At 57.6% G+C, this 24,838-nt stretch carries 23 protein-coding genes; 15 read left to right on the top strand and 8 right to left on the bottom strand.

The genetic code is table 11. From position 1 onward, the window contains the following. Positions 1 to 276 precede the first annotated feature (276 nt). The 12 genes from Q0677_RS13190 (at position 277) to Q0677_RS13135 (ending at position 11,298) form a co-directional block, all read left to right on the top strand. Positions 277 to 468, top strand: a complete 192-nt coding sequence (locus tag Q0677_RS13190; RefSeq protein WP_298910602.1) for a hypothetical protein — start codon at positions 277 to 279, stop codon at positions 466 to 468. A gap of 44 nt (positions 469 to 512) precedes the next feature. Then, a complete protein-coding gene (locus tag Q0677_RS13185) occupies positions 513 to 704 on the top strand; it encodes a hypothetical protein (RefSeq protein ID WP_298910600.1) in 192 nt (63 codons plus the stop codon). Between the two features lie 297 nt (positions 705 to 1,001). After that, positions 1,002 to 1,838, top strand: a complete 837-nt coding sequence (cpaB, locus tag Q0677_RS13180; protein ID WP_298910597.1) for a Flp pilus assembly protein CpaB — start codon at positions 1,002 to 1,004, stop codon at positions 1,836 to 1,838. A 234-nt stretch (positions 1,839 to 2,072) separates the two neighbouring features. Continuing rightward, entirely contained in the window at positions 2,073 to 3,482 is a 1,410-nt protein-coding gene (locus Q0677_RS13175; protein ID WP_298910594.1) for a type II and III secretion system protein family protein, read from the top strand. Between the two features lie 10 nt (positions 3,483 to 3,492). Then, positions 3,493 to 4,155: an OmpA family protein gene (locus tag Q0677_RS13170; RefSeq protein ID WP_298910589.1), complete on the top strand. Its 663-nt coding sequence runs from the start codon at positions 3,493 to 3,495 to the stop codon at positions 4,153 to 4,155. A gap of 413 nt (positions 4,156 to 4,568) precedes the next feature. Then, positions 4,569 to 5,816 (top strand): AAA family ATPase, encoded by a 1,248-nt coding sequence (locus Q0677_RS13165; protein WP_298910586.1) that lies wholly within the window; start codon positions 4,569 to 4,571, stop codon positions 5,814 to 5,816. Between the two features lie 15 nt (positions 5,817 to 5,831). Then, positions 5,832 to 7,301 (top strand): CpaF family protein, encoded by a 1,470-nt coding sequence (locus tag Q0677_RS13160; RefSeq protein WP_298910584.1) that lies wholly within the window; start codon positions 5,832 to 5,834, stop codon positions 7,299 to 7,301. A gap of 2 nt (positions 7,302 to 7,303) precedes the next feature. Beyond that, complete coding sequence (locus tag Q0677_RS13155) at positions 7,304 to 8,272, top strand: type II secretion system F family protein (RefSeq protein WP_298910582.1); 969 nt, start codon at positions 7,304 to 7,306, stop codon at positions 8,270 to 8,272. 12 nt (positions 8,273 to 8,284) lie between these two features. Next, the gene (locus Q0677_RS13150; protein ID WP_298910580.1) at positions 8,285 to 9,259 is read left to right on the top strand and encodes a type II secretion system F family protein; all 975 of its coding nucleotides are present in this window, start codon (positions 8,285 to 8,287) and stop codon (positions 9,257 to 9,259) included. A gap of 30 nt (positions 9,260 to 9,289) precedes the next feature. After that, a complete protein-coding gene (locus Q0677_RS13145; RefSeq protein ID WP_298910577.1) occupies positions 9,290 to 9,895 on the top strand; it encodes a tetratricopeptide repeat protein in 606 nt (201 codons plus the stop codon). Positions 9,896 to 9,925: 30 nt separating this feature from the next. After that, on the top strand, positions 9,926 to 10,792 hold the full coding sequence (locus Q0677_RS13140; protein ID WP_298910574.1) for a tetratricopeptide repeat protein: 867 nt from the start codon (positions 9,926 to 9,928) through the stop codon (positions 10,790 to 10,792). A gap of 5 nt (positions 10,793 to 10,797) precedes the next feature. Then, positions 10,798 to 11,298 carry a prepilin peptidase gene (locus Q0677_RS13135; protein WP_298910571.1) on the top strand — a complete coding sequence of 167 codons (501 nt, stop codon included), beginning with the start codon at positions 10,798 to 10,800 and terminating at the stop codon, positions 11,296 to 11,298. A 78-nt stretch (positions 11,299 to 11,376) separates the two neighbouring features. Here the strand turns inward: Q0677_RS13135 and Q0677_RS13130 are convergent, their stop codons facing one another. Beyond that, complete coding sequence (locus tag Q0677_RS13130; protein ID WP_298910569.1) at positions 11,377 to 13,065, bottom strand: hypothetical protein; 1,689 nt, start codon at positions 13,063 to 13,065, stop codon at positions 11,377 to 11,379. A 126-nt stretch (positions 13,066 to 13,191) separates the two neighbouring features. On the opposite strand from Q0677_RS13130, the gene Q0677_RS13125 reads away from it, so the two are divergent. Continuing rightward, entirely contained in the window at positions 13,192 to 14,505 is a 1,314-nt protein-coding gene (locus Q0677_RS13125; RefSeq protein WP_298910566.1) for an ATPase, read from the top strand. 89 nt (positions 14,506 to 14,594) lie between these two features. On the opposite strand, the gene Q0677_RS13120 is transcribed toward Q0677_RS13125, so the two are convergent. Then, a complete protein-coding gene (locus Q0677_RS13120; protein ID WP_298910563.1) occupies positions 14,595 to 15,089 on the bottom strand; it encodes a DUF4405 domain-containing protein in 495 nt (164 codons plus the stop codon). Positions 15,090 to 15,233: 144 nt separating this feature from the next. Between Q0677_RS13120 and Q0677_RS13115 the strand changes: the two genes are divergently transcribed. Continuing rightward, on the top strand, positions 15,234 to 15,677 hold the full coding sequence (locus Q0677_RS13115; RefSeq protein ID WP_298910560.1) for a PaaI family thioesterase: 444 nt from the start codon (positions 15,234 to 15,236) through the stop codon (positions 15,675 to 15,677). 57 nt (positions 15,678 to 15,734) lie between these two features. Next, positions 15,735 to 16,529 (top strand): crotonase/enoyl-CoA hydratase family protein, encoded by a 795-nt coding sequence (locus tag Q0677_RS13110; RefSeq protein WP_298910556.1) that lies wholly within the window; start codon positions 15,735 to 15,737, stop codon positions 16,527 to 16,529. Positions 16,530 to 16,745: 216 nt separating this feature from the next. Here Q0677_RS13110 and Q0677_RS13105 read toward each other — a convergent pair whose 3' ends face one another. From Q0677_RS13105 to Q0677_RS13080, 6 genes are read right to left on the bottom strand one after another with little or no spacing between them, the layout of a single operon-like run. Further along, positions 16,746 to 17,273, bottom strand: coding sequence for a DUF2478 domain-containing protein (locus tag Q0677_RS13105; RefSeq protein ID WP_298910553.1), 528 nt, complete (start codon positions 17,271 to 17,273; stop codon positions 16,746 to 16,748). A 34-nt stretch (positions 17,274 to 17,307) separates the two neighbouring features. After that, positions 17,308 to 18,108, bottom strand: coding sequence for a peptidylprolyl isomerase (locus Q0677_RS13100; protein WP_298910551.1), 801 nt, complete (start codon positions 18,106 to 18,108; stop codon positions 17,308 to 17,310). Between the two features lie 6 nt (positions 18,109 to 18,114). Further along, a complete protein-coding gene (gene narI / locus Q0677_RS13095) occupies positions 18,115 to 18,813 on the bottom strand; it encodes a respiratory nitrate reductase subunit gamma (protein WP_298910548.1) in 699 nt (232 codons plus the stop codon). A gap of 11 nt (positions 18,814 to 18,824) precedes the next feature. Then, positions 18,825 to 19,541: a nitrate reductase molybdenum cofactor assembly chaperone gene (gene narJ / locus Q0677_RS13090; RefSeq protein ID WP_298910545.1), complete on the bottom strand. Its 717-nt coding sequence runs from the start codon at positions 19,539 to 19,541 to the stop codon at positions 18,825 to 18,827. Then, positions 19,541 to 21,064 (bottom strand): nitrate reductase subunit beta, encoded by a 1,524-nt coding sequence (narH, locus tag Q0677_RS13085; protein WP_298910543.1) that lies wholly within the window; start codon positions 21,062 to 21,064, stop codon positions 19,541 to 19,543. Before narH ends, narJ begins: the two co-directional genes overlap by 1 nt. After that, on the bottom strand, positions 21,061 to 24,798 hold the full coding sequence (locus tag Q0677_RS13080) for a nitrate reductase subunit alpha (RefSeq protein WP_298910540.1): 3,738 nt from the start codon (positions 24,796 to 24,798) through the stop codon (positions 21,061 to 21,063). The genes narH and Q0677_RS13080 overlap by 4 nt, the downstream gene beginning before the upstream one ends. Between the last annotated feature and the right edge of the window lie 40 nt (positions 24,799 to 24,838).

Raw genomic sequence — 24,838 nt, 5'->3', positions numbered from 1 at the left:
TCGAGAAGTGCCAGTTTTTCCTGAATTTCTGAAGAATTCAGACACATAGCAGCCAAAAGCATATGGGGTTTCCCTTACGGAACATTCTAATTTAACATGTATTAACAGGACGTTACGAAATGCGCTGGAAAAAACTCACTCGATACGAGAAAACGTACGAAACCTGCCCAATTCTCGCCCCATTTCAAAGGCTTATTATTGCCATGCTGAATGTAGTGTATGAGCTATCATGCCTATCGTTCACAAATCCTGAACGCCCAACCTAAGGAAGATACCATGAAACTGTTCGAGATGATCAAAACCTTCAAAGCCGACGAAGACGGCGCTGTAACCGTAGACTGGGTTGTACTGACCGCAGCCATCGTTGGCCTCGGCATTGCCGTTCTGACCTCGGTGTCCGGTGGTACCACATCGCTGGCCGACAAGATTTCGTCCGAACTGGACAACATGACCATCTACTCGCACTAATAAGGTTGGGTTCGACGTAATTTTAACTAGTAAAGGATAATAGTATGAAACTATTTGAGATGATCAAAAACTTCAAAGCCGATGAAGACGGCGCTGTAACTGTAGACTGGGTTGTTCTGACGGCAGCCATCGTAGGTCTGGGTATTGCGGTGTTGACTTCGGTTTCAGGCGGAACGACGTCACTTGCTGACAAAATTTCGTCGACCCTGGACAACATGACGATTTATTCGCACTAATTGTTGTCGAATACCAATATGAAAGCCGCGCCCTAGGGTGCGGCTTTTGTTTTTGGACAGGGCGCTTACGCTCACTGAATACCCGGCAGATAGCCACGAACGTTCAGGTGTAGGTTGACACTCTGATCACATTTTCTAATTAATTCAGTCTTCCCTGCTTTATGGGCTGGAAATTATTGGCGTTTCCTGTGATTTTCACCCGGGCACTGCGTATTGTCTCTGATTTGACCCAAATCCTCAGATGCAAACAGCTTTCAGCGCGCGGGCGGCAGATTGATATGCACGAAAGGAATTCGAATGCGCTTGATTTTCGGACTGGTCTTGGTGGTTGGCATCGGCCTGGCTGGCTTCGCCGTATATATGGCGCGTGATTTCATTGGGGGATATCAAGCCCAACTGGACGCCGAGCGTGCAGCGCGTCAGGCAGTTATTCCAACAGTTGACGTCTTTGTGGTGAACCGCACCTTGCGTTACGGTCAACAGATCACGGCCGAGGACATTCGCGCCGTGAAGTGGCCCGAAAACGCGATCCCGGAAGGCACATTCCAGAAAATCGAGGACATCTTCCCTGCGGGAGAACGCCCATTCCGCACCGTGATCCGCGCGATGGAAAAAGACGAAGCCCTGATGCCCGTCAAGGTATCTCGTCCCGGTGCTGATGCAGGGGTGTCTTCGCGACTAACACAAGGCATGCGCGCGTTTGCCATTCGTGTGGACGTCAGTTCGGGTGTGTCCGGCTTTCTGCGTCCGGGAGACCGTGTTGATGTGTATTGGTCAGGCACAGGTGTAAACTCTGTTGGCGAATCCGAGGCCATCACCAAACTGATTTTAGCCAACGTAGACTTGATCGCGGTGGACCAGATCGCCGATATTGATCGAACCGCCCCCACCATCGCACGAACCATTACCGTCGAAGTTACACCTCGACAGGTTGCGGCACTGGCGCAGGCTCAGGCCAGCGGCCGCCTATCTTTGGCTCTGGTCGGCGCGCAGGATGAAACAACCACTGACGCCGTCGAAGTCGGTCAGGGCGAGATCATCGGCGAAGTTAACGCCCCTCAGAAGCAAAGCTGCTCGATCCGTACGCGTCGCGGCGCCGAGATCATCGAAACCCCCATTCCTTGCCCCAACTAAGGCCGCACGAATGGATACGACCGGGGCGTAAGCTAAATAAGTGTTGCGTTGTGCACACATAAGCCCCGGTCTTAACGTCATTGAATGTTGATTTTTTATTTAATCCATCGCAGTGTTGCGACTAATAAGCGGTGATTGCCCCATCAAGAGGGCTACATTGACAATGAAAAAAGGGGAAATCCTGTCAGTGGCAGGTACCTCCAACCATATACGTGATCAGAGAGGCAGGATCACATGAAGATCGATCATTTTATTAAGGCGGCCCTATTGGGTCTGTCGTTAGGAGTTGGATCCGCACCTGTAGCAGGATTTTCGGAAACGCTTCGTGTTACTGACACTGGCCCATCGCGCCCATTGACGGTTCCGATGAACCGCGCTGTGGTTGTTGAAAGCGACACTCCGTTTGCAGAGCTTTCTATTGCAAACCCCGGCATCGCAGACATCTCGACCCTGTCGGACCGCACAATCTATGTGCTGGGTAAGGCGCCCGGACGCACCACCCTGACCCTTCTGGGCCCCGATGGTAAGCTTCTGAGCAACGTCGAAGTGCACGTCACCCCCGACATCAGCGAATTCAAAGAGCGTCTGCGCCAAATCCTTCCCAGTGAAGGCATCGAAGTGCGCACCGCCAATGACGGTATCGTGCTGTCGGGCATTGTCAGCTCTCCGCAACAAATTGCGCTGGCCCTGGATCTGGCGAACCGCTATGCGCCCGGTCGCGTGTCCAACATGATGAATGTGGGCGGCACGCAGCAGGTCATGCTGAAAGTGCGCTTTGCGGAAATGAACCGCTCGGTGCGCAAGGCTCTGTCGACCTCTCTGGCGTTCTCTGGCGGCAATTCCACAACCAGCCCTCAGGGCGCAACCGGTGTTGGAATTAGCCAAGGTGCCAGCTTGCTGGATACAACCCAGACGACCACGATTGGAGATTCTCAAGGCGCTTTCAAAATCGGCTTTGGCGCCGGTAGCCTCCAAGTCGGCATTCTTCTGGAAGCACTTGAAAGCAAAGGCGTTGTACGCACTCTGGCCGAACCCAACCTGACGGCATTGTCGGGTCAGGAAGCGTCCTTCCTTGCCGGTGGTGAATACCCCATCCCGGTGAAAGACGATGACGGGGTTGCAATCGATTATAAACCCATCGGTGTTGAGCTGAACTTCACCCCGACGGTCTTGAACGACGACGTCATCAATCTGCAGGTGAAGGGCGCCGTGTCCGGTGTCGAAGGGCTTGTTAATGTCGGCAACGGTTATGACGCAGTCACATTCCGCCGCCGCGAAACATCGACAACGGTTGAGCTGCGCGACGGTGAAAGCTTTGCCATCGCCGGCCTGATCGAGGATGACTTCCGTGACTCCATCGGCTCGGTTCCGTGGCTTGGCGATCTGCCCGTACTGGGTGCCCTCTTCCGCTCGACGGAATACGAGCGTCGCCTGTCCGAGCTGGTCATCATCGTGTCAGCACACCTTGTCACCCCCACTCGCGGTGAATTCCTGGCGGTCCCGACCGACCGCATTCGTCCCCCGTCAGAAAAGGGCCTGTTCCTGTTTGGCAAAACCGCCAAAGCGACTTCCCCGACGACTGGCGTTGCGGCTGAAATTGCCAAGCAAGACTTCTCGGGGTCTTACGGCTACGTGATGGAATAAGGATAGCGACATGAAACGGATCAAACCCATTCTCGCCGCCACGTCGGTCGTCGCAGTTCTCTCGGGATGCGCAGACAACCCGCAGGCAATGCACTTCTGGCTAAATGAAGCGGGCGGTAGCCTGGATGAAGGTGGCTTCGGCGTCCCAACTGCGCACAACATTGGCGTCCAAACCGGACAGATCAACGTGGTGCAGGCCTTGGCCGAACGCTTTAACCGCGAAGTTGGCGACACAGTTAACTTCGAGTTCAACAAGGCCACCCTGACGCCCGAAGCGCGCCGCATTCTGGACACGCAGGCCTCGTGGATCCTGCAGTTCCCGGAAATTCGCTTCCGCGTCTACGGCCACACTGACCTTGTAGGTTCGACCGCGTACAACAACCGCCTCGGCATGCGCCGCGCGCGCGCTGTTGTGAACTATCTGGTATCGCGCGGCATCAGCCGTTCGCGCCTCGAGGCTGTGGTCAGCTATGGTGAAACTCGCCCGCTGATCCAGACCGATCAACGCGAGCTGCGTAACCGTCGCACCGTGACCGAGGTCAGCGGCTTTGCAAACAACCGCAAAGCCACATTGCTGGACGGCAAGTATGCTGAGATCATCAACCGCCAGTATGTTTCCAGCGCGGTCCCGCTTCCGCAAATTACGCAGGGCGGAACCGGTACGGTTGAGTAACCACGCCGCAGAATATGACAAAAAGGGCGCATCGCATGATGCGCCCTTTTTTTGTTGCAACAGGGGCACGTTATGCGGTGATTTCCAAATTCACGCGACACCGCACAAAGACACACATTCGGTTTATTTCTTTCGTTATCAATGCTATAGTTGAGAGGATTGAGGCAAGAACGACTCTGAGAATTACAAGAACAATTCGTTCGCAAGGGCGAAACAGACCCTTTCATTATGGGCACACCGTCCATAGAATGCGGATAATAAAGGCCGAAGGCCGCATTCTTGCCTAGATTCCCTGCGACGGTTCTATCCGCCAGGGCGCTATTTTTATGTGTGTGTGCGATTCGCAATTAACGAGAGAAACCGGTCATCAGATCCGAAAGGGCCGCGAAGCCGGATATGAAAGGAAAAAGGAAATGAGTGGCAGCGCCGAGCTACAATCTGATCCCGAACCGATCACCGCCTGCACAGTCTCGCGTGATGTACAGAATTTCGACCTTTTGATCGAAGATATGGAGGCGGAACTGGGCGAAGCCTGGGGCGACCTTCCGCTAGACGACGCTGTGGCCTTCTTTGAACAGCCGGATGCCAAAGACCTTGAGTTCATCGCCATGGCGCTGGACGATCAGGACGAGGCTGATCTCAGCTCGGTTGCGTCTGTGATCAAAGCCGCTGTGAAACGAAACATCAAAGTTATCGTGATCGCCGAAGAGGTCAGCCCGATTGCGTTGCACCAACTGCTGAAACTGGGCGCGGAAGAATTCGTCCCCTACCCGCTTCCCGATGGCGCTCTTCATGACGCAATTAAGCGCATGCGTGAAAAAGAGGTCGCCCCCGTCGCGCATGCCTCCGCGCCTGAACATGCGCCCCGTAAGTCTACGGGCAACCGCGAGGCGGTCATTCTGGCCGTTCAACCGATGGCAGGTGGCACCGGCGCGACCACCTTTGCCGTCAACTTGGCTTGGGAACTGACACAGGTGGACAAGGCCGCGCCGCCGCGCGTGTGTCTGCTTGATTTCGGCCTGCAATTCGGGTCGACCGCGACCTATCTTGATCTGCCGCGTCGTGACGTTGTGTACGAGCTGCTATCGGACACCGAGATGATGGATCAAGACATCTTTATGCAGGCCCTTCTGACCTATGAAGACCGTCTGCACGTCCTGACCGCGCCGCCCGACATTCTGCCGCTGGACATGGTCACAGTCGAAGACGTCGAACGGATCGTCGAAATGGCACGGACCAACTTTGACTACGTCATCATCGACATGCCCAATACGCTGGTGCAATGGACCGAAACGGTTCTACAGGCGGCGCATGTCTATTTCGTAACGCTCGAGCTTGACCTGCGCTCGGCGCAGAACACGTTGCGGATGATCAAGGCGCTGAAAGCCGAAGAGCTGCCGGTCGAAAAGCTGCGCTATGTTTTGAATCGGGCCCCCAAATTTACGGATCTGTCGGGCAAATCCCGCGTGAAGCGCTTGGCGGAAAGCCTTGATATCTCGATCGAGCTGATGCTGCCTGATGGGGGAAAGCAGGTTCCGGAATCCGGTGACCACGGCGCCCCGTTGGCCAACTCGGCACCGAAGAACGTCTTGCGTAAAGAACTGCAAAAGCTTGCAAAATCCGTGCATGACCTGAACCAGGCTGACATCGCGGCCCAATAATAATCCGGAGGCATCATGTTCTCGCGTTACAAGAAACCTGCCAAGCCTCAAACCAAAGGGGGCAGCCCGATGGCTGCATTGGATGGCGCGCAGATCGAGGAAGGCATCATCGCAGCGCCTCCGACGCAGGCTGCTGCGCCAAAGGTGAAGGCCCCTGAACCGGTCAAACCCAAGCACCCGGCTGCCGCAGGCCCGTCTGACAAGGAACGCAAACGCAAGGAACGTCTGTCCGAGATCAAGACAGAGCTGCACAAAGAGCTTCTGGACAACCTGAACCTCAGCGCTCTGGACGCCGCGACGGAAAAAGATCTGCGCGCTGAAATCACGGATATCTCTTCAGAATTCCTGTCGACCCGCGACGTGGTTCTGACCCGCGATGAACGACTGATCCTGAACCAGGAACTGTATGACGAGGTGAAGGGCCTTGGCCCGCTTGAGCCCCTTTTGCAGGACGAAACAGTCAACGATATTCTGGTGAACGGCCCCCAGCAGGTCTTCATTGAACGCGAAGGTAAGCTTGAACTGACCGACGTAACCTTCAAGGATGAACGGCACCTTCTGCGCATTATCGACAAGATCGTGTCGGCTGTTGGCCGTCGTGTTGATGAAAGCAATCCACATGTGGACGCGCGTCTTGCTGACGGATCGCGTTTCAACGCGATGGTTCCCCCGATTGCGGTGGACGGCTCGCTGGTCTCTATTCGTAAGTTCAAGAAAGACAAGCTTGGCATCAACGAGTTGGTGAATTTCGGGGCCTTCTCGGAAGAGATGGCTGCCTATCTGCAAGCCGCCGTTGCCACCCGCCTGAATGTGATTGTGTCCGGCGGTACGGGCTCGGGTAAAACGACCACGCTGAACGCGCTGTCGTCCTTCATCGACAACAGCGAACGCATCCTCACGATCGAGGATACGGCGGAACTTCAGTTGCAACAGACCCATGTGGGCCGAATGGAAAGCCGCCCTGCAAACGTCGAAGGCAAGGGCGCGGTTACCCAACGCGACTGTCTGAAAAACGCGCTGCGTATGCGTCCCGACCGCATCATCGTGGGCGAGACCCGCGGCGAAGAGGTTATCGACATGCTGCAGGCCATGAACACTGGTCACGACGGGTCGATGACCACGATCCACGCGAACTCGGCCCGTGATGCTGTGTCGCGTCTGGAGAACATGGTCGCAATGGCCGGGATCGAGATGCCAATCAAGGCAATCCGCAGCCAGATCGCCTCGGCTGTGAACCTGATTGTGCAGGCCAGCCGCCTGCAGGACGGCTCGCGCCGCATGGTCTCGATCACCGAGATCACCGGTATGGAAGGCGAAGTCATCTCTATGCAGGAAGTGTTCCGGTACGAGCGACTGGGACTGGCGCCGGACGGAACGATCATCGGCCGCTTCAATGCGACCGGGGTGCGTTCGCACTATGCCGAGCGTTTCCGCCAGTGGGGCTATGACCTCCCCGCATCGATCTATGAGCCCTGGAGCGACTGATCATGACGATCTCTGCAGAACCGATTATCTATGGTTTGATCTTTCTGGCAGTTCTACTGCTGGTCGAAGGTATCTACCTGACATTGTTCGGGAAATCCATTAGCCTGAACAACCGGGTTAACCGGCGCCTCGACATGCTGGAAAAGGGCGCCGCCCGCGAAGAAGTGCTGGAAAAGCTGCGCAAAGAGATGAGCCAGCACGTCAAGGCTCAAGGCATTCCGTTCTATTCCCTTCTGGCCACCAAGGCGCAAAAGGCGGCTTTGGCGTTCACGCCCACTCAGCTGATCGTCATTATGGCGGCCCTGACCGTCTTTGCCTATTTCGGTCTCAGCGTTGCTACCGCCGCCAGCCTGCCGGTGCGCATTGGTGTGTCAATCGTCATGGGCGTCGGCGGTGTCTTCTTCTGGGTGAGCAACAAAGCCAAAAAGCGCATGTCGATGATCGAGGAACAGCTGCCGGACGCAGTGGAACTGATGGTGCGCTCACTGCGCGTTGGTCACCCGTTCTCGTCGGCTGTGCAGATCGTAGCCAAGGAAGTCCCCGACCCGCTTGGAACCGAGATGGGCCTGATTGCCGACGAAAGTTCCTATGGGCGTGACGTGGGCGAAGCGCTGGCGAATATGGCCGAGCGTATGGACAACCAGGACATGCGCTTTTTGGCAGTGGCCGTGACGATCCAGCAGACTTCGGGTGGTAACTTGGCCGAGATCTTGGACGGTCTGGCTAAGGTGATCCGCTCGCGCTTTCGTCTGTTTCGTCGTGTGCGCGCCATTACGGCCGAAGCGAAATGGTCCGGCAACTTCCTGTCCGGCTTTCCCCTTCTGGCGCTGGTCATGATCAACTTGATCCAACCCAACTATTACGACGATGTCCGCGAAACCGCATATTTCATCCCCGCATGTCTTGTCGTGGGTGCATTTCTGATCGCCAACATTTTCGTCATGCGTATGCTCGTGAACATCAAAGTCTAGGCTGTCAAAACCATGCAACCCATCATTGACTTTCTGACCGAACAGCTGGGACCCGCAGGCCCCATTCTTGCACTTGGCGGCGTTGGCATCGTTCTGGTCGTCATTACCTTGCCGTTCGTGTTGCGCAAGCAGGTTGATCCGCTGGATAAGCTGAAGAAACAGCGTGAAGGCAACGCGCGCGGCAATGTGAAGGCCGATTTGCGGGTCGCTCAGGGGTCCACGAAACTCGAGAAATACTCGGCCTTTCTGGAGCCTCAGGACGCGGAAGAATATTCGGCTGTTCAGCTGAAGCTGTTGCAGGCCGGCTATCCGGGAAAAAACGCGGTTCAAACCTATCACTTCATGCAGTTTGCTCTGGGGATCGGCCTTTTGGCGTTTGGTGTGTTCCTGACCATCCTGAAGACCGCAAATGGACAGGAAATGACCACGCAGGCCCGCATCATGTGGATCCTCATGCCCGGCGTCTGTGGGTATATGTTGCCGAAATACTGGGTGACCCGCCGCGTGGAAGAACGCAAAGAAGAGATCATCAATGGCTTCCCCGACGCGCTGGATATGATGCTGGTCTGCGTCGAAGCCGGCCAATCACTTGATCAGGCGATTCTGCGTGTTGCCAAGGAAATTCGCCCCTCTTATCCGTCACTGGCGGACGAGTTCTCGATCGTCTCGAACGAGATGAAGGCCGGTAAGGACCGCGTGCAGGTGCTGCGCGACATGTCCGAACGCTCGGGCGTGCCGGATGTGGCCAGCTTCGTGACCGTGATGATCCAGTCCTCGACCTTCGGTACGTCTATCGCCGAAGCCCTGCGCGTCTATGCAGGCGAGATGCGGGACAAGCGTGTCATGCGCGCCGAAGAGAAAGCCAACAAACTGCCGACCAAGATGACCTTGGCCACCATGATGCTGACGGTGCCACCTTTGTTGATCATTCTGATCGGTCCATCGGTTTACGAGATCTACCTGACTCTGAAAAACGTCAGATTCTGACCGCGCGTACAGCATGGAAAGGAACATCACGTGATCCAGCACCCTGCCCTTCCAAGGCAAATCGGCACGCGTGCGGGCATGTTGATCGTCGTTGCGTCTGCCGTTCTGCTGGCTGGCTGCCAAACCAACAGCACCGGATTCGGGCGCGCAGCTGACAGCCCCTATGCGCCCGGAACCCAAGGCACATTGGAAGACACGGTCGATGGGTTGATCGTCGGGCACAGACTGACCGCTGCAGGTGAACACGAACTGGCACTGAAGGCGTACAAACGGGCGGCGATCGAGCATGGGCTGACAGTGGACGTCCTGTCAGCGCTCGGGTCCGCCAACCTGCAGCTAGGCCGCTTAGGACAGGCCGAAAAGCTTCTGCGCAGGGCCACACAACTGGACGTGAACTTTGCACCGGCATGGAATAACTTGGGCGTAGTGCTGATGGAAACCAACCAAGTCAGCGAAGCAGTCCGCGTTTTCCAAATCGCATTTGGCCTGGATCGTGGCCAATCTGCCGAAATTCGAGAGAATTTGCGCCTAGCGCTCGCCAATCAGGGCAATCCGGACTATGATTCAGCCAATAATGATACATTTTCGCTGGTTCGGAGGGGCTCGGGTGACTACCTGCTGCTGTCCGAAATCTAGACGGAAAGACGAGCAGTAAAGGACGCGAACATGCGCCACTCCACTCTACTTGTGCTTTGCGTAAGCAGTGCCTTGGCCCTTTCGGCGTGTCAAAAAAACGAGGGCTCCGGCGAAGACGTCGAACGCGCTATGGCGGATCTGAATGTCATCGACGAAAGCAATCTTAGCGACATTATGCTGACGGTCGGTGCTCCTAACGAAGCCGTCGATTATTTCAGCCGCGCCGTGAAAAGCAATCCCGACCGCATTGATCTGCAACGCGGGCTCGCTCAATCCTTGGTCCGCGCCAAGCGCCCGGCCGAGGCCGTCGGCGCCTGGAAGAAAGTCGTAGCGCTACCTGGCGCTACGAACGAGGACCGCGTGTCACTAGCCGATGCGCTGATCCGTGCAGGCGACTGGAAACAGGCCGAGGCCGAACTGGACAAGATCCCCCCCACTCACGAAACCTATCCCCGTTACCGGCTTGAGGCGATGATCGCCGACAGCAAGGAAGAATGGAAGAAGGCCGACAGTTTCTATGAAACCGCGGTGGGGCTGACGACGAACCCGGCGACCGTTCTGAACAACTGGGGCTATTCCAAGCTGACACGCGCGGACTACAAGGGTGCCGAGGATCTTTTCATCCAATCCCTGAGCTATGACTCGAAACGGTTTACCACTAAAAACAACTTGATTCTGGCCCGCGGCGCGCAACGCAAATATACGCTGCCTGTCATTTCCATGACCCAGATTGAACGCGCGCAGCTGCTGCATACGTTGGCTTTGTCCGCGATCAAGCAGGGCGACGTGGCCATCGGCAAAGGTCTGCTGCAAGAAGCGATCGACACACATCCCCAGCATTTCGAGGCCGCCGCCCGCGCGCTTGAAGCTTTGGAAAACAACGCGACCAACGGGTAAGACGCATGCATGTAACCCTGACGCAATGGGCAGCAATGCTGTTCCTGCCCCTCGCCCTTCCGGTGTCCGCATGGGTGATCTGGTCTGACATGTCCCGCATGAAGATCCCAAACAAAGCCGTCATGGTCCTATTGATCGGCTTTGCTGTTTTGGGCCTCATTGCCTTGGACCTGACCGAGTATTTGTGGCGCTGGTCCCATTTCGCGATCATCCTTGTGATCGGTTTTCTGATGAATGCCGCCCGTATGCTGGGAGCAGGTGATGCCAAGTTGGTAGCCGCGATTGCGCCCTTCGTGGCGGTGCAAGATACCTTTCTTATGGCGACCATCTTTGCCGTAATGATCGTTCTGGGCTTCACCGCGCACCGCATTCTGCGGCGCATCAAATCCCTGCGCGAACTGACGCCAAATTGGGAAAGCTGGTCACGACGCGACTATCCGATGGGATTGAGCATTTGCCTGACATTCCTGACCTACCTGATTTGTGGATTGCTCTACGGCGCTTAACATCCAGCCCACCCCAAAAAGAAACCCGCAGCCGTTAGCTGCGGGTTTTTCGTTTTGTTTTCAACATAAACGGCCGCTTTACGAGGTTTCGTCCTCGTCTTCGGGTTTGCGCTCAACCGGTTCGGCCTTCTCCCCGGGCATGGCGTAGAGCGTATAAAGCTCAGTCCGGCGCACCTCACTCACCCGGTCTGCCCAGCTTTGCGCGGATATATCATCAAGGATGGCTTTGCGTGTAGGCGCCGACAAGGGGCATTTGGGCACCAGCAGATAGTCCGCGTTCTCGATCCCCGACAAATCGCCATAATACCAAGGCGCACCGCGCTTAAGCGGCGTCAGATCAGCGTAGAGCCAGTAGCTCGACAGAAGGTCCGCAGTGAAGATCTCAGCCCCGGCACCTTCCTCCCAATTCGCGATGTCATTGGCGACGGTTTCAAACCACCCAACAAGCCCCAGTTCCAACGAGCAATACGCCAGATCCTCGCCTAGGAAATTAATCTGCTGCTTGTCGCGATCCGTATATTCGGCGTAGTGCGCAAACGCGGTCCCTTCGCCATCCATTGCGGCGCGATAGTCCAGTTGGAATGCGCGCGGGGCATAGGTTTGCAGGTCTTCATGCAGACCCGACCCCGGCATCAAAGGCGCGTATTCCTCGACATCCGTAGCAAGATGTCGCAGCGGGCTTGCGGTCAAATTCAGGAAGCTTGGGGTCGCAAAGGCCAAGGCCGCAATTGCGCTGAGCGTCACCGATTGCCGCAGCTCCCAACCAAACCCGTTCCGAAGCCCTGCATCGGGAAGACGTGCAAAAAGCAACAAGCCCAAAAGCCACAACCATTGGGGATCATTTCCGAAATTCTGATAGGTCACGTAGAAGAAGGCAGGTGCCAGCAGCAACAGCATCAACCCCTCGGGCTTGCGATCCGCCTGCCGCATAAAAACCACCGCTGCCAGAATGATCAGCGATCCACCGATATAGGCGGGCGCGCTGACCACATAGCTAAAGTCGCGCCCCGGATGGGGACGCACCTCGGAACCGGCGACGTTCAGAAGATCCTGCAGATAGGCCAGCCAGAATACAGGCGTCCCAACGGCAAGCGTCACCAATCCAGCTGCAACTACCCCACTGACAACCGCCCAGAAAACTGTACGTCCTGCCCCGCGCGCCAACAGCCCAATTAGAACCGGAAAGAAGAACGCCGCGAAATAGGTCACTTTGATCAGCGCCATCACGACCATCATCGTGCCGACCACAACACCGTCCGCGACGGACGCGCTGCGGCTGCCGCTTGACGGGATCATGGCAACCGTGATGGCCAAGAAGGCTGCAGCCCAGGCCCAGCGATTGTAGTGCATCGAGATCGAAACGGCATCCACGGCCTCGCCATACACCAGAGCCACGCAGAAAATCAGAATGGTGGCGGCAAACAGATAGGCCCAGCCCCCCGAGAACCGGCTTCTTGCCACCCACCAGACAAAAGGAAACAGCGCCAAGGCCACAAGATATTGCCCCGCCAAAATCGCCTGTCCGGCCCCAAATCCAAGCTTCAGGAAGACAACAATCGGCGCGAAGGCCAGGATGCCAATCGGAGTGACGAAATCGAAATGCGGCACATCTCCGCCCTGCATCCGAAGCAGCATCTGCAACAGGTGCAGCGTGTCCCCTTCGTGCTTGCCGATAAAGAACCCGCCTTTCAAAAAGGTCAGGGTTGCATAGGCCGCCAGAAGCGCGGCCATGAAGACCGCCAAAATCTTACCATTATTTGCGCTCATCCCTGCCCTCATTTTTTTGTAGCCAGATTAGCGTCAATGTATTCTCTGGCAAGGCTTTGTAAGCTATACAAGTGCATATATACTCGGATTAATGGAATAATCTGAACGAATGATCGGGCAAAGAAAATGAATGTGCAACAGGCTGATATGATTGCGCCTCCGGGCCTGAAAACTGCAAGCGACCTTGGGCTGACCACTGTGATGATGCGGGACATCCTGCTGAAGACCATGTTCCGCACCAATCTGGAACGGATCACCGATCTGGAACGCGTCCTGTGCGTCCCTGCCCGCGTGGTGCAAGAGCTGATCGACATGGGCCGTGACCTTGGGCTAGTCGAGGCAATGGGCACCCTGCATGCTGGCGCGCAAAGCTCGGAAATGGGCTATCGCCTGTCGGACACTGGCAAGGCGCGCGCGCTGGATGCACTGTCGCAGTCTGAATATTTCGGCGCCATGCCCGTCCCGATGGAGATTTACGCCAAGCAGGTGAAACGCCAGTCGATCCGCAACATCACCATGACCCGCGATCAGCTGACCGGCGCGATGGGGCATCTGATCTTGCCTGACAACTTGCTGGATCAGCTTGGACCTGCGGTTGGCTCGGGCCGCTCGATCCTGATGTATGGCCCGCCCGGTAACGGCAAGTCCTCGATCTCGAACGGGATCCGCGACGCGCTGGGGGACAAGATCTATGTTCCGAAAGCGATTGAGTATTCGGGCCAGATCATCACCGTCTATGACCCGATTGTGCATTCCTCGGCGGAAGAGGATTTCGACAATCCGGATTCGCTGCGCCGGAAGGCCAAGAAATATGACCGCCGCTATGTGCTGTGCGACCGCCCGACCGTAATCACCGGTGGTGAACTGACGCTGGACATGCTGGACCTTGTCTATAACCCCACAGCGCGCACCTATACCGCCTCGCTTCAGCTGAAAGCCACCGGCGGCGTCTTCATCGTGGACGACCTTGGACGTCAGGCCGAGCCACCGCAGGCGCTGATCAACCGCTGGATTGTGCCGCTGGAAGAAAACAAAGACATCTTGGCCCTGCAATCGGGCGAGAAGTTCGAGGTCCCCTTCGACACGCTGGTCATCTTTTCGACCAACTTCCACCCGAACAAGATCTTCGATAGGGCGGCACTGCGCCGGATCTTCTATAAGATCAAGATCGACGGCCCGGACCAAGAGGACTATCTGAAAATCTTTGCCATGGTCGCGAAGAAGCGCAAGATGCCTCTGTCGCAAGAGGCCTTGATCCACCTTCTGAAGAACAAGTACCCGCTGATCGACAACATCTATGCGAACTATCAGCCGATCTTCTTGATCGATCAGATGATCTCGATCTGCGAGTTCGAGGGCATTCCGAACCAGATGTCGCCGGAACTGATCGACCGGGCGTGGGAAAACATGTTCGTGAAGGAAGAAGAGATCATTCACTAAGCGAATGACGTAAAACCGGGCGGGCTCTGTATGTCAGACCCCGCCCGATTTTTTTTGCCGGTCAGGGACAATACCGGCAAATTCTGAGATCAGTGATCCTCACCGGATGCGAACAACGCTGACATGGCCGCAGATTGCAGGCCGAAATCTCCTCCGGTGGCGTCCGCAAGGCTTTGACCTGGTTGCAGATCAACCCCTGCCTCGGAAAGAAGCGCCCGGCCCTCTTGCAGGTCATGCCCGGACAGGGCCATCAACGTCGCCTCGTCTGCCTGCGCAACCGCCATCACCATGCTGCGAATGGGGGGCTCGCCCGTGCCGCCGATTGGTAGCACCGTCGCGATGGTTAACGCGGCCCCAACCCCCATGATCCACATCGCCAGCGGGCGTTTGAAATAGGTGGTCAGAGCGCGCCAGTTCAACAGGATATGCGCCCCGACACCAATCAGCATCAACCACCCTGCCCATTCATGAATCACCTTCCCCAACATGGTGTTCATGTGGAAAAACATCAGCGTGCCCGTCACGCCCATCACAAGAAATGATCCCACCGTCAGTGGCGTGGCCCATTTGCGCAGTGTCGACATCGTATTACTCCTTTGGTCGTCCTGAGTGATACGGTGGCCCCACGTTTTTCCGTCGCACTGATGCTGATCGCTCCTGACCTTTGACGTGGCGTTTCAATTTCGCGGCCGCCCTGCGGGGCTATGCTGATCGCGAAAGGAACCACCATGAGCGACTTATCCCCTGACACCGAAACACGCCTGCGCGATAGCTTCGCCGCGCAGTCCCTGATGACCTTTGCTGGCGCCAAGGTGGACAGCTGCACCTATGGGCAGTTTCGCATCACCAGCCCCATCCATGATGACATGCGCCAGCAGCACGATTTCGGCCACGCGGCTCTGACCTTCGCCTTGGGCGACACAGCGGCGGGCTATGCGGCCATGTCCGTCATGCGCCCAGATCAAGAGGTGCTGACCGCCGAAATGAAGATCCAACTGCTCGCGCCTGCAAAAGGCCAGCGTCTGGTAGCCGAGGGCCGCATTATCAAGGCCGGACGCCGCCTGATCCCGGTCGAGGCCGACGTCTGGGCCGAGGATGGCGACACCACAGCGCACATCGCGCGGCTGATCGGCACGATGGTCCCGGTCGACATCCCGGTTGCCGCGACGTGAGACTTGCGCGCCCCTGAACAGACGGCGCAAAGTTCATTGAACACAAAGGATAAAATCATGTCAGACCGCGCTTCCATCACCGAAGAAAACCAAGTCGCCACGGTCACCCTGACCCGCGCGGACAAGCGCAACGCGCTGGATCTGGACATGATCCGGGCCATCGTCGACGCGGGCGAGACCCTCGCCGCACGCGAGGACATTCGTGCCGTGGTGCTGACCGGTGACGGGCCTGCATTTTCCGCCGGGCTGGATCTGAACGCCATGCCACAGATCGCAAAATACGCGATGCAAGGCGGCGTGTTTTTGGAACGCACCCACAACAACTCGAACCTCTTCCAAGCCGCCAGCATGGTCTGGGCCGAGATGCCGCAACCGGTGATTGCCGCCGTGCATGGCTATGCCTTCGGCGGTGCGTTTCAGATCATGCTTGGCGCGGACATGCGTATCAGTGCGCCGGACACGCGGTTTTCGATCATGGAGGGCCGCTGGGGCATCATCCCCGACATGGGCGGCATGGTTCTGATGCGTCGCTTGGCGCGGGGCGATGTGATCCGCAAACTGACCTACTCCGCCGAGCAATTCGAGGCACCCGCCGCGCTGGACTGGGGTTTTGTCACCGAAATTTCAGACACACCGCTTGAGCGCGCCCGCGCCATCGCCGTCGATATCGCCTCGAAATCCCCCGACGCCATCCGCACCGCCAAAGCCCTAATCCGCGACACCGAGCTGATGGATGTCCGCGAGACGCTGATTGCTGAAAGCAAAGCGCAAGAAAAGCTGATGGGCACGCCCAATCAGATGGAGGCGGTGATGGCCGGGATGCAGAAGCGGAAGGCGGAGTTTAAGGACTGAGGGGAGCCATCGGTGGATGGCGGTTATGCGCGCTCGCTGAAACAATTGTGCTGTCTGACAAATGCCAAGCGGTTGATTTCGGTTTCTTCGGCTCATTGATGCGAACAAGTGGCCAAATCAGGTCCACCAAAAACGGATGATTTCCTGACTGGTTTGGAAGTAGCCAAATGGGGAAGGTCTGGACATGGCAAGGCGCTAGATAAGCGCCCTGCCCCCTCAGGCCCGTTTCCTCTGACACTGCCCATTGAGATGCTCTATGAACCAGCTTTCAAGAGCGGAAATATTGCCATCAAGTTGTACAGCCAAGCCTGCTGTATAGGTGTCAAAAGCATCCTGGTTCAGGTGATTGAGACCAACCAAGACAGGGATATCATCCGCAAGCGCATTGGCGATCACGTCGCGAAACCCGCGTCCGTCGGCCTCTTGCTTGCCGAACTTGTTGATGATCAGGCAGTCGATGCCTTTTGCAAGCCCAGCCTCAGCCAGCCCAACCGAGGTTTCAAGCGCACTCGCATCAAGCCGGCAGCCACGCGAGTTCTGGCCGAGGTTTTGCGAGATGCGCAGGATCGGGCCTTCGGGCAGCACTTTGACGTCCATGTCACACGGCCCGTCATAGTCGCGTTCGGTGTTGATCTGGACAATGCCGCCCAGACGCCAACCATAGCCGGTCAGTCGGTCCGCCAATTCCAGCAGCAACTCATCGGTGTCTCCGCGGCCTGTGGACATCGTGTAGGCAATCTTCATGTCTTTTCCTTTCCGTGGACGCGATCCCGTTGGATCATTCCACCGGCTTCAAATCCGCGCCTGTGATCTCGGCCTTGGCGGCAAGTTCGGCCACGAAAGCGCGTGCGCCTTTGGCCCATGCGGCTTTCTCCATCGCCTCGGCAATGCGCGGTTTGACTGTGTGATACGGCAGCTCTGCCCCCTCTTCGGCGGCATCCATACGGATGATGTGCCAGCCGTGGCGGGTCAGAACGGGTTCTTCTGTGATGGCGCCGTTATCCAAGCCACGCAGCGCTTTTTCAAACTCTGGCACGGTGTCACCCGGCCCAAGCTGGCCCAGCGCCCCGCCCGAGGATTTCGAGCCGCAATCGCTGTGCTCTTCGGCGATATGCGCGAACTTGCGCGGGTTTGCGTTCACTGCTGCCAGCACTTGATCGGCACGGGCCTTGGCGGCATCTGTTTCGGCCTGATCACGCGGATCGCAGGCGATCAGGATGTGCGAAACCTCCCACAGGGGTGGCGCACGAAAACGGGATGGGTCGCGGGACCATTCGGCGTGAACGGCGTCTTCGCTTGGCGCGGCGACCTCGACTTCGGTTTCGAGAAGGCCCCGGATCAGGGCCTCCTCTTCTGTTTCAAAGCGGCCCGGAGCGACCTCGGCCGGATCAGCCGTGATCTGGCGCGCGCGGGCTTCTTGCAAAAGAAGGGTCCGCACGGCGACAGCATTCGCTGCCTTGCGCCAGGCAATGCCGGGCTTGCCGGTGGGGGCGTCGTGGTTCTGCGCCTCGGCGGCGACGACCGCATGAGGGACGGTTTCACCATTGACGACGAGATCGGGGAACAGGGCCGCATTCATGGTCTTTTACTCCGCAGGGTTTGCAGGTTTCTGACGGCGCGAGCGCACCACCTGATAGCCGGGACGCCAGATATAGCGCACAGGCACCGACAGCATGTGCACCAGTCGGGTGAACGGGAAGACAAGGATGATTGTCAACCCAAGGAACAGGTGCAGTTTGAAGACCCACGACACGTCAGCGATATAGCTGGCAGCCGCACCATCAAAGGTGAAGATCCCCTGCGCCCAAGACATGAACTTGACCATCTCGTGCCCGTCCAGGTGACCCAGCGACACGAAGATCGTGCAGATGCCAAGCACCAGCTGCGCCAAGAGCATGCCAAGGATGGCAATGTCCCAGAAGCTCGAGGTCTGGCGGATGCGTGGATCGGTCCAACGACGGTGGAACAGCATGCCGCCACCCACCAGCGCCATAACACCGGCGATACCACCAGCTACAACGGCCAGAAGTTGTTTGGCGCCGTGGCTGATGCCCATAGCGTCGAAGATCCAAATCGGGGTCAGAAGACCGATCAGGTGGCCAAAGAAGATGACCAGAACGCCAACATGGAACAGGATCGAGCCCATCACCAGCTGCTTGCGACGCAACATCTGGGACGACGAGGTTTTCCATGTGAAGGGATCGCGGTCATAGCGCGCGATGCTTCCCATGATCCCCACGCCCAAGGCGATATAGGGGAAGATTCCAAAGAAGAAATTGTGCATTTCCGCCTCCATCATTCCGCAGCCACGCCGGGGGCGCGGGCTGCTGTGTCTGATTTGGGTTCATCCATGCGCGCCAGCATGTCGCGCACTTGTGGGCATCCGGCGTTGGGATCGGGGCCGAAGCGGACTTCGCTTTCCTCCCAGATCTCGTCCAGAGCCTCCAGATCGTTTGGATCGACCTCGGGCTGTTCCAACAGCTCGGCCACAGCCTCTTTATCGGCTTCTACGCCAGACAGCTGTAGCAAAGCGGCGAACACGGCAGCATATGGGCTTTCACGTCGAACCAGTCGTTCGCTCAACGCTTCCAGAATATGCGCCGCGTCCGCCAGGGTATCCTGCACCTCGGCATAGGGACGCGTGGACAGGAATTCCAATAGAACAGGCAGGTGGTCGGGCAGTTCGCTTGAGACCGGATCGAACCCGGCCTCGCGATACATTTCGACCAGCGACACCATCGCGCCGCCCCGATCGCGGCTTTCACCGTGAACATGTTCAAACAAGTTCAGCGACAAAGTACGCGAGCGATCGAAGAGCAGCACATACTGCTCTTCCAGGTCATAGATGTCCTGCGTGCCCAAGGCATCAACCAAGGGACGCAGGTCGCGCCGGGCAGCCGCCGTAAGACGGCTGTCCGATGCCAGCACCGCGCCGATTTCCGGCATGGCCTGCTGCAGTTCGCGAGTGGGGTAGCTTAGAACCAGCGAGATTGCTTTTAGCGAACGGTCCATTACATCACCTCCGACGGCATTTTCAGGGCTTTCTTGGCGCCGCCAAAGAGCGAGGCCTTCGACGTTCCACCGGAACAGCCGTTGGTGTCGGTGAAGCCGCAGCCGCCGCGCAGATCGTAAGCGTCTTCCACTTGCTCACGGTGCGTGGTCGGGATCACGAAACGGTCTTCGTAGTCCGCCAAGGCCATGATTTTATACATGTCCTCGATCATCCGACCCGACAGACCGACCCGCTGGGCCAGACCTTCATCCGTTACGCCCTCGATGGTTTTTGAGCGCATGTAGGCGCGCATACCCAGCATCCGCTCCAACGCTGTGACCACGGGGGCTTCGTCGCCGGCGGTCAGCATGTTGGCCAGATACTTGACCGGGATACGCAGGTTCTGCACGTCGGGCATTGCGCCGTCGGTGCCGATTGCGCCTGCTTCGGCTGCGTTCTGGATCGGGCTAAGCGGCGGGATGTACCAGACCATCGGAAGGGTGCGATATTCGGGGTGCAGCGGGAACGCCACTTTCCACTCCATCGCCATCTTCCAGACCGGGCTTTCCTGAGCTGCCTTGATCCAATCCTGCGGAACACCGTCGCGCGCTGCGGCGGCAATCACTTCGGGATCGTTCGGGTCAAGGAAGACACCCAGTTGCGCGTCGTAAAGATCGGTGGTGGCTTCCGCATTTGCGGCATCCGCGATCTTGTCGGCATCATAGAGCATCACACCCAGATAGCGGATCCGGCCCACGCAGGTTTCCGAACATACGGTCGGGTTGCCGCTTTCGATGCGCGGATAGCACAGGGTGCATTTCTCGGACTTACCGGTCGACCAGTTATAGTAGACCTTTTTGTAAGGACAGCCCGAGACACACATCCGCCAACCGCGACACTTCTCTTGGTCGATCAGAACGATGCCGTCTTCCTCGCGCTTATAGATCGCGCCCGAGGGACACGAGGCTGCACAAGCCGGGTTCAGGCAGTGTTCGCACAGACGAGGGAGATACATCATAAAGGTGTTCTCGTATTCCCCGTAGATCTGCTTTTGCACACCTTCGAAGTTGTAGTCTTCACCACGTTTCGAGAACTCGCCGCCCAGGATTTCTTCCCAGTTCGGTCCCTTCTCGATCTTCTCGATCCGTTCGCCGGTGATCTTGGAACGCGGGCGGGCGGTCGGGAAGGCCTCCATTTCGGGGGCCGACTTCAGGTGGTCATAGTCGAAATCGAACGGCTCATAGTAGTCGTCGATCTCGGGCAGGTCGGGGTTGGCGAAGATATTCGCCAAGATCCGCCATTTCGACCCCTGTTTGGGCTGCAACTTGCCCGATTTGGTGCGTTCCCAGCCACCGTTCCAACGCGCCTGGTTTTCCCAGTCTGTCGGATAGCCGGTGCCCGGTTTGCTTTCCACGTTGTTGAACCATGCGTATTCAACACCATCACGGGACGTCCAGACGTTCTTACACGTCACAGAGCAGGTGTGGCACCCGATACATTTATCAAGGTTCAACACCATGCCGATTTGAGCACGTACCTTCATTCTGCTGCCTCCTTATTCGGGGTCGCTTCACGGTCGAGCCAGTCAACCTTCTTCATCTTGCGCACCACGACGAATTCATCGCGGTTCGCACCAACGGTGCCGTAGTAGTTGAAACCGTAAGATTGCTGGGCATAGCCGCCGATCATGTGAGTGGGCTTCAGCGTCGCACGCGTGACCGAGTTGTGAATGCCGCCGCGTTTACCGGTCTTCTCGGACCCGGGCGTGTTCACGATTTTCTCTTGCGCGTGATACATGAAGGTCGTTCCGTCCTTCATCCGCTGGCTGACAACCGCACGGGCCGTCAGGGCACCGTTCGAGTTGTACAGCTCGACCCAATCGTTATCGACAATACCTGCCGATTTCGCATCGTTTTCCGAGATCCAGATCACCGGGCCACCGCGGTTCAGCGTCAGCATGTGAAGGTTATCGGAATAGGTCGAGTGGATGCCCCATTTCTGGTGCGGCGTGATGAAGTTCAACACCACATGCGGCCAGTCTTTCTCGCTATGCACCTCGTCGGTGATCGTTTTCAGATCGACGGGGGGACGATAGGACAGGAAGCCCTCACCAAAGGCCAGCATCCACTGGTGATCCTGATAGGTCTGTTGACGACCGGTCAGAGTCCGCCACGGGATCAGCTCGTGCACGTTGGTGTAGCCCGCGTTATAGCAGACCTCTTCGCTTTCCAGACCCGACCAAGTGGGCGACGAGATGATCTTGCGGGGTTGCGCGGCGATGTCGCGGAACCGGATCTTTTCGTCTTCCTTCGGCTTAGCCAGATGGGTGTGATCGCGGCCCGTAGCGGTGGACAGAGCGTCCCACGCTTTGACAGCAACTTCACCGTTGGTTTCCGGCGCCAGCATCAAGACGACCTCGGTCGCATCAATGTCGGTCACGATCTTCGGCTGACCCTTGGCGGGGCCGTCCTCGTGCACACCATTCAACTCGCGAAGGTGCTGCACTTCGTGCTTGGCGTCGACCATGATGCCTTTACCGCCATTGCCCAGCTTGTCCAGAAGCGGACCAAGGGCCACGAAGCGGTCATAGATCGCGGTATAGTCGCGTTCCACCGGCACATAGTTCGGCGCGGTCTTGCCCGGAATAAGATCGCATTCGTCCTTCTTCCAATCCCGCACTTGATCCTGCGCCAGTTCACCCGGGGTGTCGTGCAGAAGCGGAACCTGAACGATGTCCGTCTCCACACCCAGAATTTCCGGGGCAACTTCCTGGAACTTGTGGGCGATGGACTTGAAGATCTCCCAGTCCGACTTGCTTTCATATGCCGGGTCCACGGCCGCCTGAAGCGGGTGGATGAACGGGTGCATGTCCGAGGTGTTCAGGTCGTTCTTTTCGTACCACGAGGCCGTGGGCAGAACGATGTCCGAATAAACCGCGGTGGTCGACATGCGGAAGTCCAGCGTGACCAAGAGGTCCAGTTTGCCTTCCGGCGCATCCTTGTGCCACTTGGCTTCTTTCGGAAGCTGCGCGCCTTCTTCCCCAAGATCCTTGCCCAGAACACCGTGATCGGTGCCCAAGAGGTGCTTCAGGAAGTACTCGTGCCCCTTGCCCGACGAACCCAGCAGGTTCGAGCGCCAGACAAACAGGTTACGTGGCCAGTTTTCAGGTGCATCCGGGTCCTCGCAGGACATTTCCAGATCGCCAGATTTCAGCTGCTGCGCCACATAGGCAGGGATCTCCATGCCCGCGTCTTTGGCCTGTTTGGCCACCTCCAGCGGGTTGGTTTTCAGCTGCGGTGCCGACGGCAACCAGCCCATCCGTTCCGCACGGATGTTGAAGTCGATCATCGAGGCGTCCCAATCACCTTCCGGTGCGGTGGGCGACACGATCTCGCTTGCGGTCAGGGTCTCGTAACGCCACTGATCCGAGTGCGCATACCACATCGAAGTCGAGTTCATGTGACGCGGCGGACGGCCCCAATCGAGCGCGAATGCCAGCGGCAACCAACCGGTCTGCGGACGCAGTTTTTCCTGACCCACATAGTGGGCCCAACCACCGCCGGACTGACCGACACAACCGCACATGATCAGCATGTTGATCACGCCGCGATAGTTCATGTCCATGTGGTACCAGTGGTTCATCGCAGCGCCGATGATGATCATCGACTTACCGTTGGTCTTCTCGGCGTTCTGCGCGAATTCACGGGCGACGTGAACGATCTTGTCGGCGGAGACGCCGGTGATCTTCTCGGCCCATACAGGTGTGCCCGGCACGTCTTCGTTATAGTCCTTGGCAACCCAGTCGCCGCCCAGACCACGGTCCAAGCCATAGTTGGCACAGAACAGATCGAATACGGTGGCCACGCGGACCACGCCCTCTTTGGTCTGGATCTCGCGCACCGGGATATTGCGGGTCAGAACGTCGGGACGATCATCGCCGGTCGAGAACTGCTCGGTCGCACCAGCGCCGAAATACGGAAAATCAACACCAGCGACACGATCATGGTCGCCATCGCCGATCAGCGTCATTTTCAGATCGGTGTCGGCCTCTTGGGCGCGTTCTTCGAGGTTCCACTCCCCGTCTTCGCCCCAGCGATACCCGATCGAGCCATTGGGCGCGACCAGACCACCGGACTTTTCGTCCAGAGCAACGGTTTTCCATTCAGGGTTATTTTCTTCGCCCAGCTTGCCGTCCAGATCGTCAGCACGCAGGAAGCGGCCGGGAACCAGCTTGCCGTTCTTGTCTTCCAACTTCACCAGCATCGGGAAGTCGGAATACTTGCGGCAGTAGTCCTCGAAATACTCGACTTGGTTGTCCAAGTGGAATTCGCGCAGGATCACGTGGCCAAAGGCCATAGCCAGAGCCGCGTCAGTACCCTGTTTGACGTTCAGCCAGACGTCGCCAAACTTGGCGGCTTCCGAATAGTCGGGGCAGATAACGGCGGACTTGGTGCCGCGGTAACGCGCTTCGGTGTAGAAGTGCGCATCCGGCGTCCGCGTTTGCGGCACGTTCGAGCCCCAGAGCAGCAGATAGCCAGCATTGTACCAGTCAGCGGATTCCGGCACGTCGGTTTGTTCACCCCAAGTCATGGGCGAGGCCGGCGGAAGGTCGCAATACCAGTCATAGAAGGATCCGCAGACCCCACCAATCAGGCTGAGGTAACGCGCGCCCGCAGCGTAAGAGATCATCGACATCGCCGGAATGGGCGAGAAGCCGATCACGCGGTCGGGGCCGTATTTTTTGGCGGTATATGCGTTGGCGGCGGCGGTAATCTCGGTCGCTTCGTCCCAGCTTGCGCGGACAAATCCACCCTTACCGCGGGTCTTAACATATGAATCGCGCAGGATCGGGTCGTTCTGGATCGCGGTCCAAGCCTCGATCGGCGACATGGTCTGGCGCATCCGGCGCCATACTTTCATAAGACGGCCACGGACCAGCGGGTTCTTCACGCGGTTTGCGGAATACAGATACCAGCTGTAGGACGCGCCACGGGCACAGCCGCGCGGTTCATGGTTGGGCAGGTCGGGGCGCGTGCGCGGGTAATCGGTTTGCTGGGTTTCCCAGGTTACGATCCCCGACTTCACATAGATCTTCCACGAACACGATCCGGTACAGTTCACCCCATGGGTCGAGCGCACAACTTTGTCGTGGCGCCAGCGATTCCGATAGGTGTCCTCCCAGTCGCGGTTTTCGTTGGTCACTTGGCCATGACCGTTAGAAAACTGTTCCAGTTCTTTGGACTGGAAGAAGTTCAGTCTGTCGAGCAGGTGGCTCATCTGATTTCTCCTAGGTTGGCTGGCCTACCCCGGCAGCTTG

Source organism: uncultured Aliiroseovarius sp. (assembly GCF_947492455.1).
GTDB lineage: Bacteria > Pseudomonadota > Alphaproteobacteria > Rhodobacterales > Rhodobacteraceae > Aliiroseovarius.
The sequence above is the reverse complement of the archived record's forward strand: the minus strand, read 5'-3'. Positions and strand labels throughout refer to the sequence as shown.

What these genes read in the sequence shown, in the direction of transcription:
- Q0677_RS13190 (WP_298910602.1), top strand. Translation starts at nt 277, where the DNA reads ATGAAACTGTTCGAGATGATCAAAACCTTCAAAGCCGACGAAGACGGC.
- Q0677_RS13185 (WP_298910600.1), top strand. Translation starts at nt 513, where the DNA reads ATGAAACTATTTGAGATGATCAAAAACTTCAAAGCCGATGAAGACGGC.
- cpaB (WP_298910597.1), top strand. Translation starts at nt 1,002, where the DNA reads ATGCGCTTGATTTTCGGACTGGTCTTGGTGGTTGGCATCGGCCTGGCT.
- Q0677_RS13175 (WP_298910594.1), top strand. Translation starts at nt 2,073, where the DNA reads ATGAAGATCGATCATTTTATTAAGGCGGCCCTATTGGGTCTGTCGTTA.
- Q0677_RS13170 (WP_298910589.1), top strand. Translation starts at nt 3,493, where the DNA reads ATGAAACGGATCAAACCCATTCTCGCCGCCACGTCGGTCGTCGCAGTT.
- Q0677_RS13165 (WP_298910586.1), top strand. Translation starts at nt 4,569, where the DNA reads ATGAGTGGCAGCGCCGAGCTACAATCTGATCCCGAACCGATCACCGCC.
- Q0677_RS13160 (WP_298910584.1), top strand. Translation starts at nt 5,832, where the DNA reads ATGTTCTCGCGTTACAAGAAACCTGCCAAGCCTCAAACCAAAGGGGGC.
- Q0677_RS13155 (WP_298910582.1), top strand. Translation starts at nt 7,304, where the DNA reads ATGACGATCTCTGCAGAACCGATTATCTATGGTTTGATCTTTCTGGCA.
- Q0677_RS13150 (WP_298910580.1), top strand. Translation starts at nt 8,285, where the DNA reads ATGCAACCCATCATTGACTTTCTGACCGAACAGCTGGGACCCGCAGGC.
- Q0677_RS13140 (WP_298910574.1), top strand. Translation starts at nt 9,926, where the DNA reads ATGCGCCACTCCACTCTACTTGTGCTTTGCGTAAGCAGTGCCTTGGCC.
- Q0677_RS13135 (WP_298910571.1), top strand. Translation starts at nt 10,798, where the DNA reads ATGCATGTAACCCTGACGCAATGGGCAGCAATGCTGTTCCTGCCCCTC.
- Q0677_RS13130 (WP_298910569.1), bottom strand. Translation starts at nt 13,065, where the DNA reads ATGAGCGCAAATAATGGTAAGATTTTGGCGGTCTTCATGGCCGCGCTT.
- Q0677_RS13125 (WP_298910566.1), top strand. Translation starts at nt 13,192, where the DNA reads ATGAATGTGCAACAGGCTGATATGATTGCGCCTCCGGGCCTGAAAACT.
- Q0677_RS13120 (WP_298910563.1), bottom strand. Translation starts at nt 15,089, where the DNA reads ATGTCGACACTGCGCAAATGGGCCACGCCACTGACGGTGGGATCATTT.
- Q0677_RS13115 (WP_298910560.1), top strand. Translation starts at nt 15,234, where the DNA reads ATGAGCGACTTATCCCCTGACACCGAAACACGCCTGCGCGATAGCTTC.
- Q0677_RS13110 (WP_298910556.1), top strand. Translation starts at nt 15,735, where the DNA reads ATGTCAGACCGCGCTTCCATCACCGAAGAAAACCAAGTCGCCACGGTC.
- Q0677_RS13105 (WP_298910553.1), bottom strand. Translation starts at nt 17,273, where the DNA reads ATGAAGATTGCCTACACGATGTCCACAGGCCGCGGAGACACCGATGAG.
- Q0677_RS13100 (WP_298910551.1), bottom strand. Translation starts at nt 18,108, where the DNA reads ATGAATGCGGCCCTGTTCCCCGATCTCGTCGTCAATGGTGAAACCGTC.
- narI (WP_298910548.1), bottom strand. Translation starts at nt 18,813, where the DNA reads ATGCACAATTTCTTCTTTGGAATCTTCCCCTATATCGCCTTGGGCGTG.
- narJ (WP_298910545.1), bottom strand. Translation starts at nt 19,541, where the DNA reads ATGGACCGTTCGCTAAAAGCAATCTCGCTGGTTCTAAGCTACCCCACT.
- narH (WP_298910543.1), bottom strand. Translation starts at nt 21,064, where the DNA reads ATGAAGGTACGTGCTCAAATCGGCATGGTGTTGAACCTTGATAAATGT.
- Q0677_RS13080 (WP_298910540.1), bottom strand. Translation starts at nt 24,798, where the DNA reads ATGAGCCACCTGCTCGACAGACTGAACTTCTTCCAGTCCAAAGAACTG.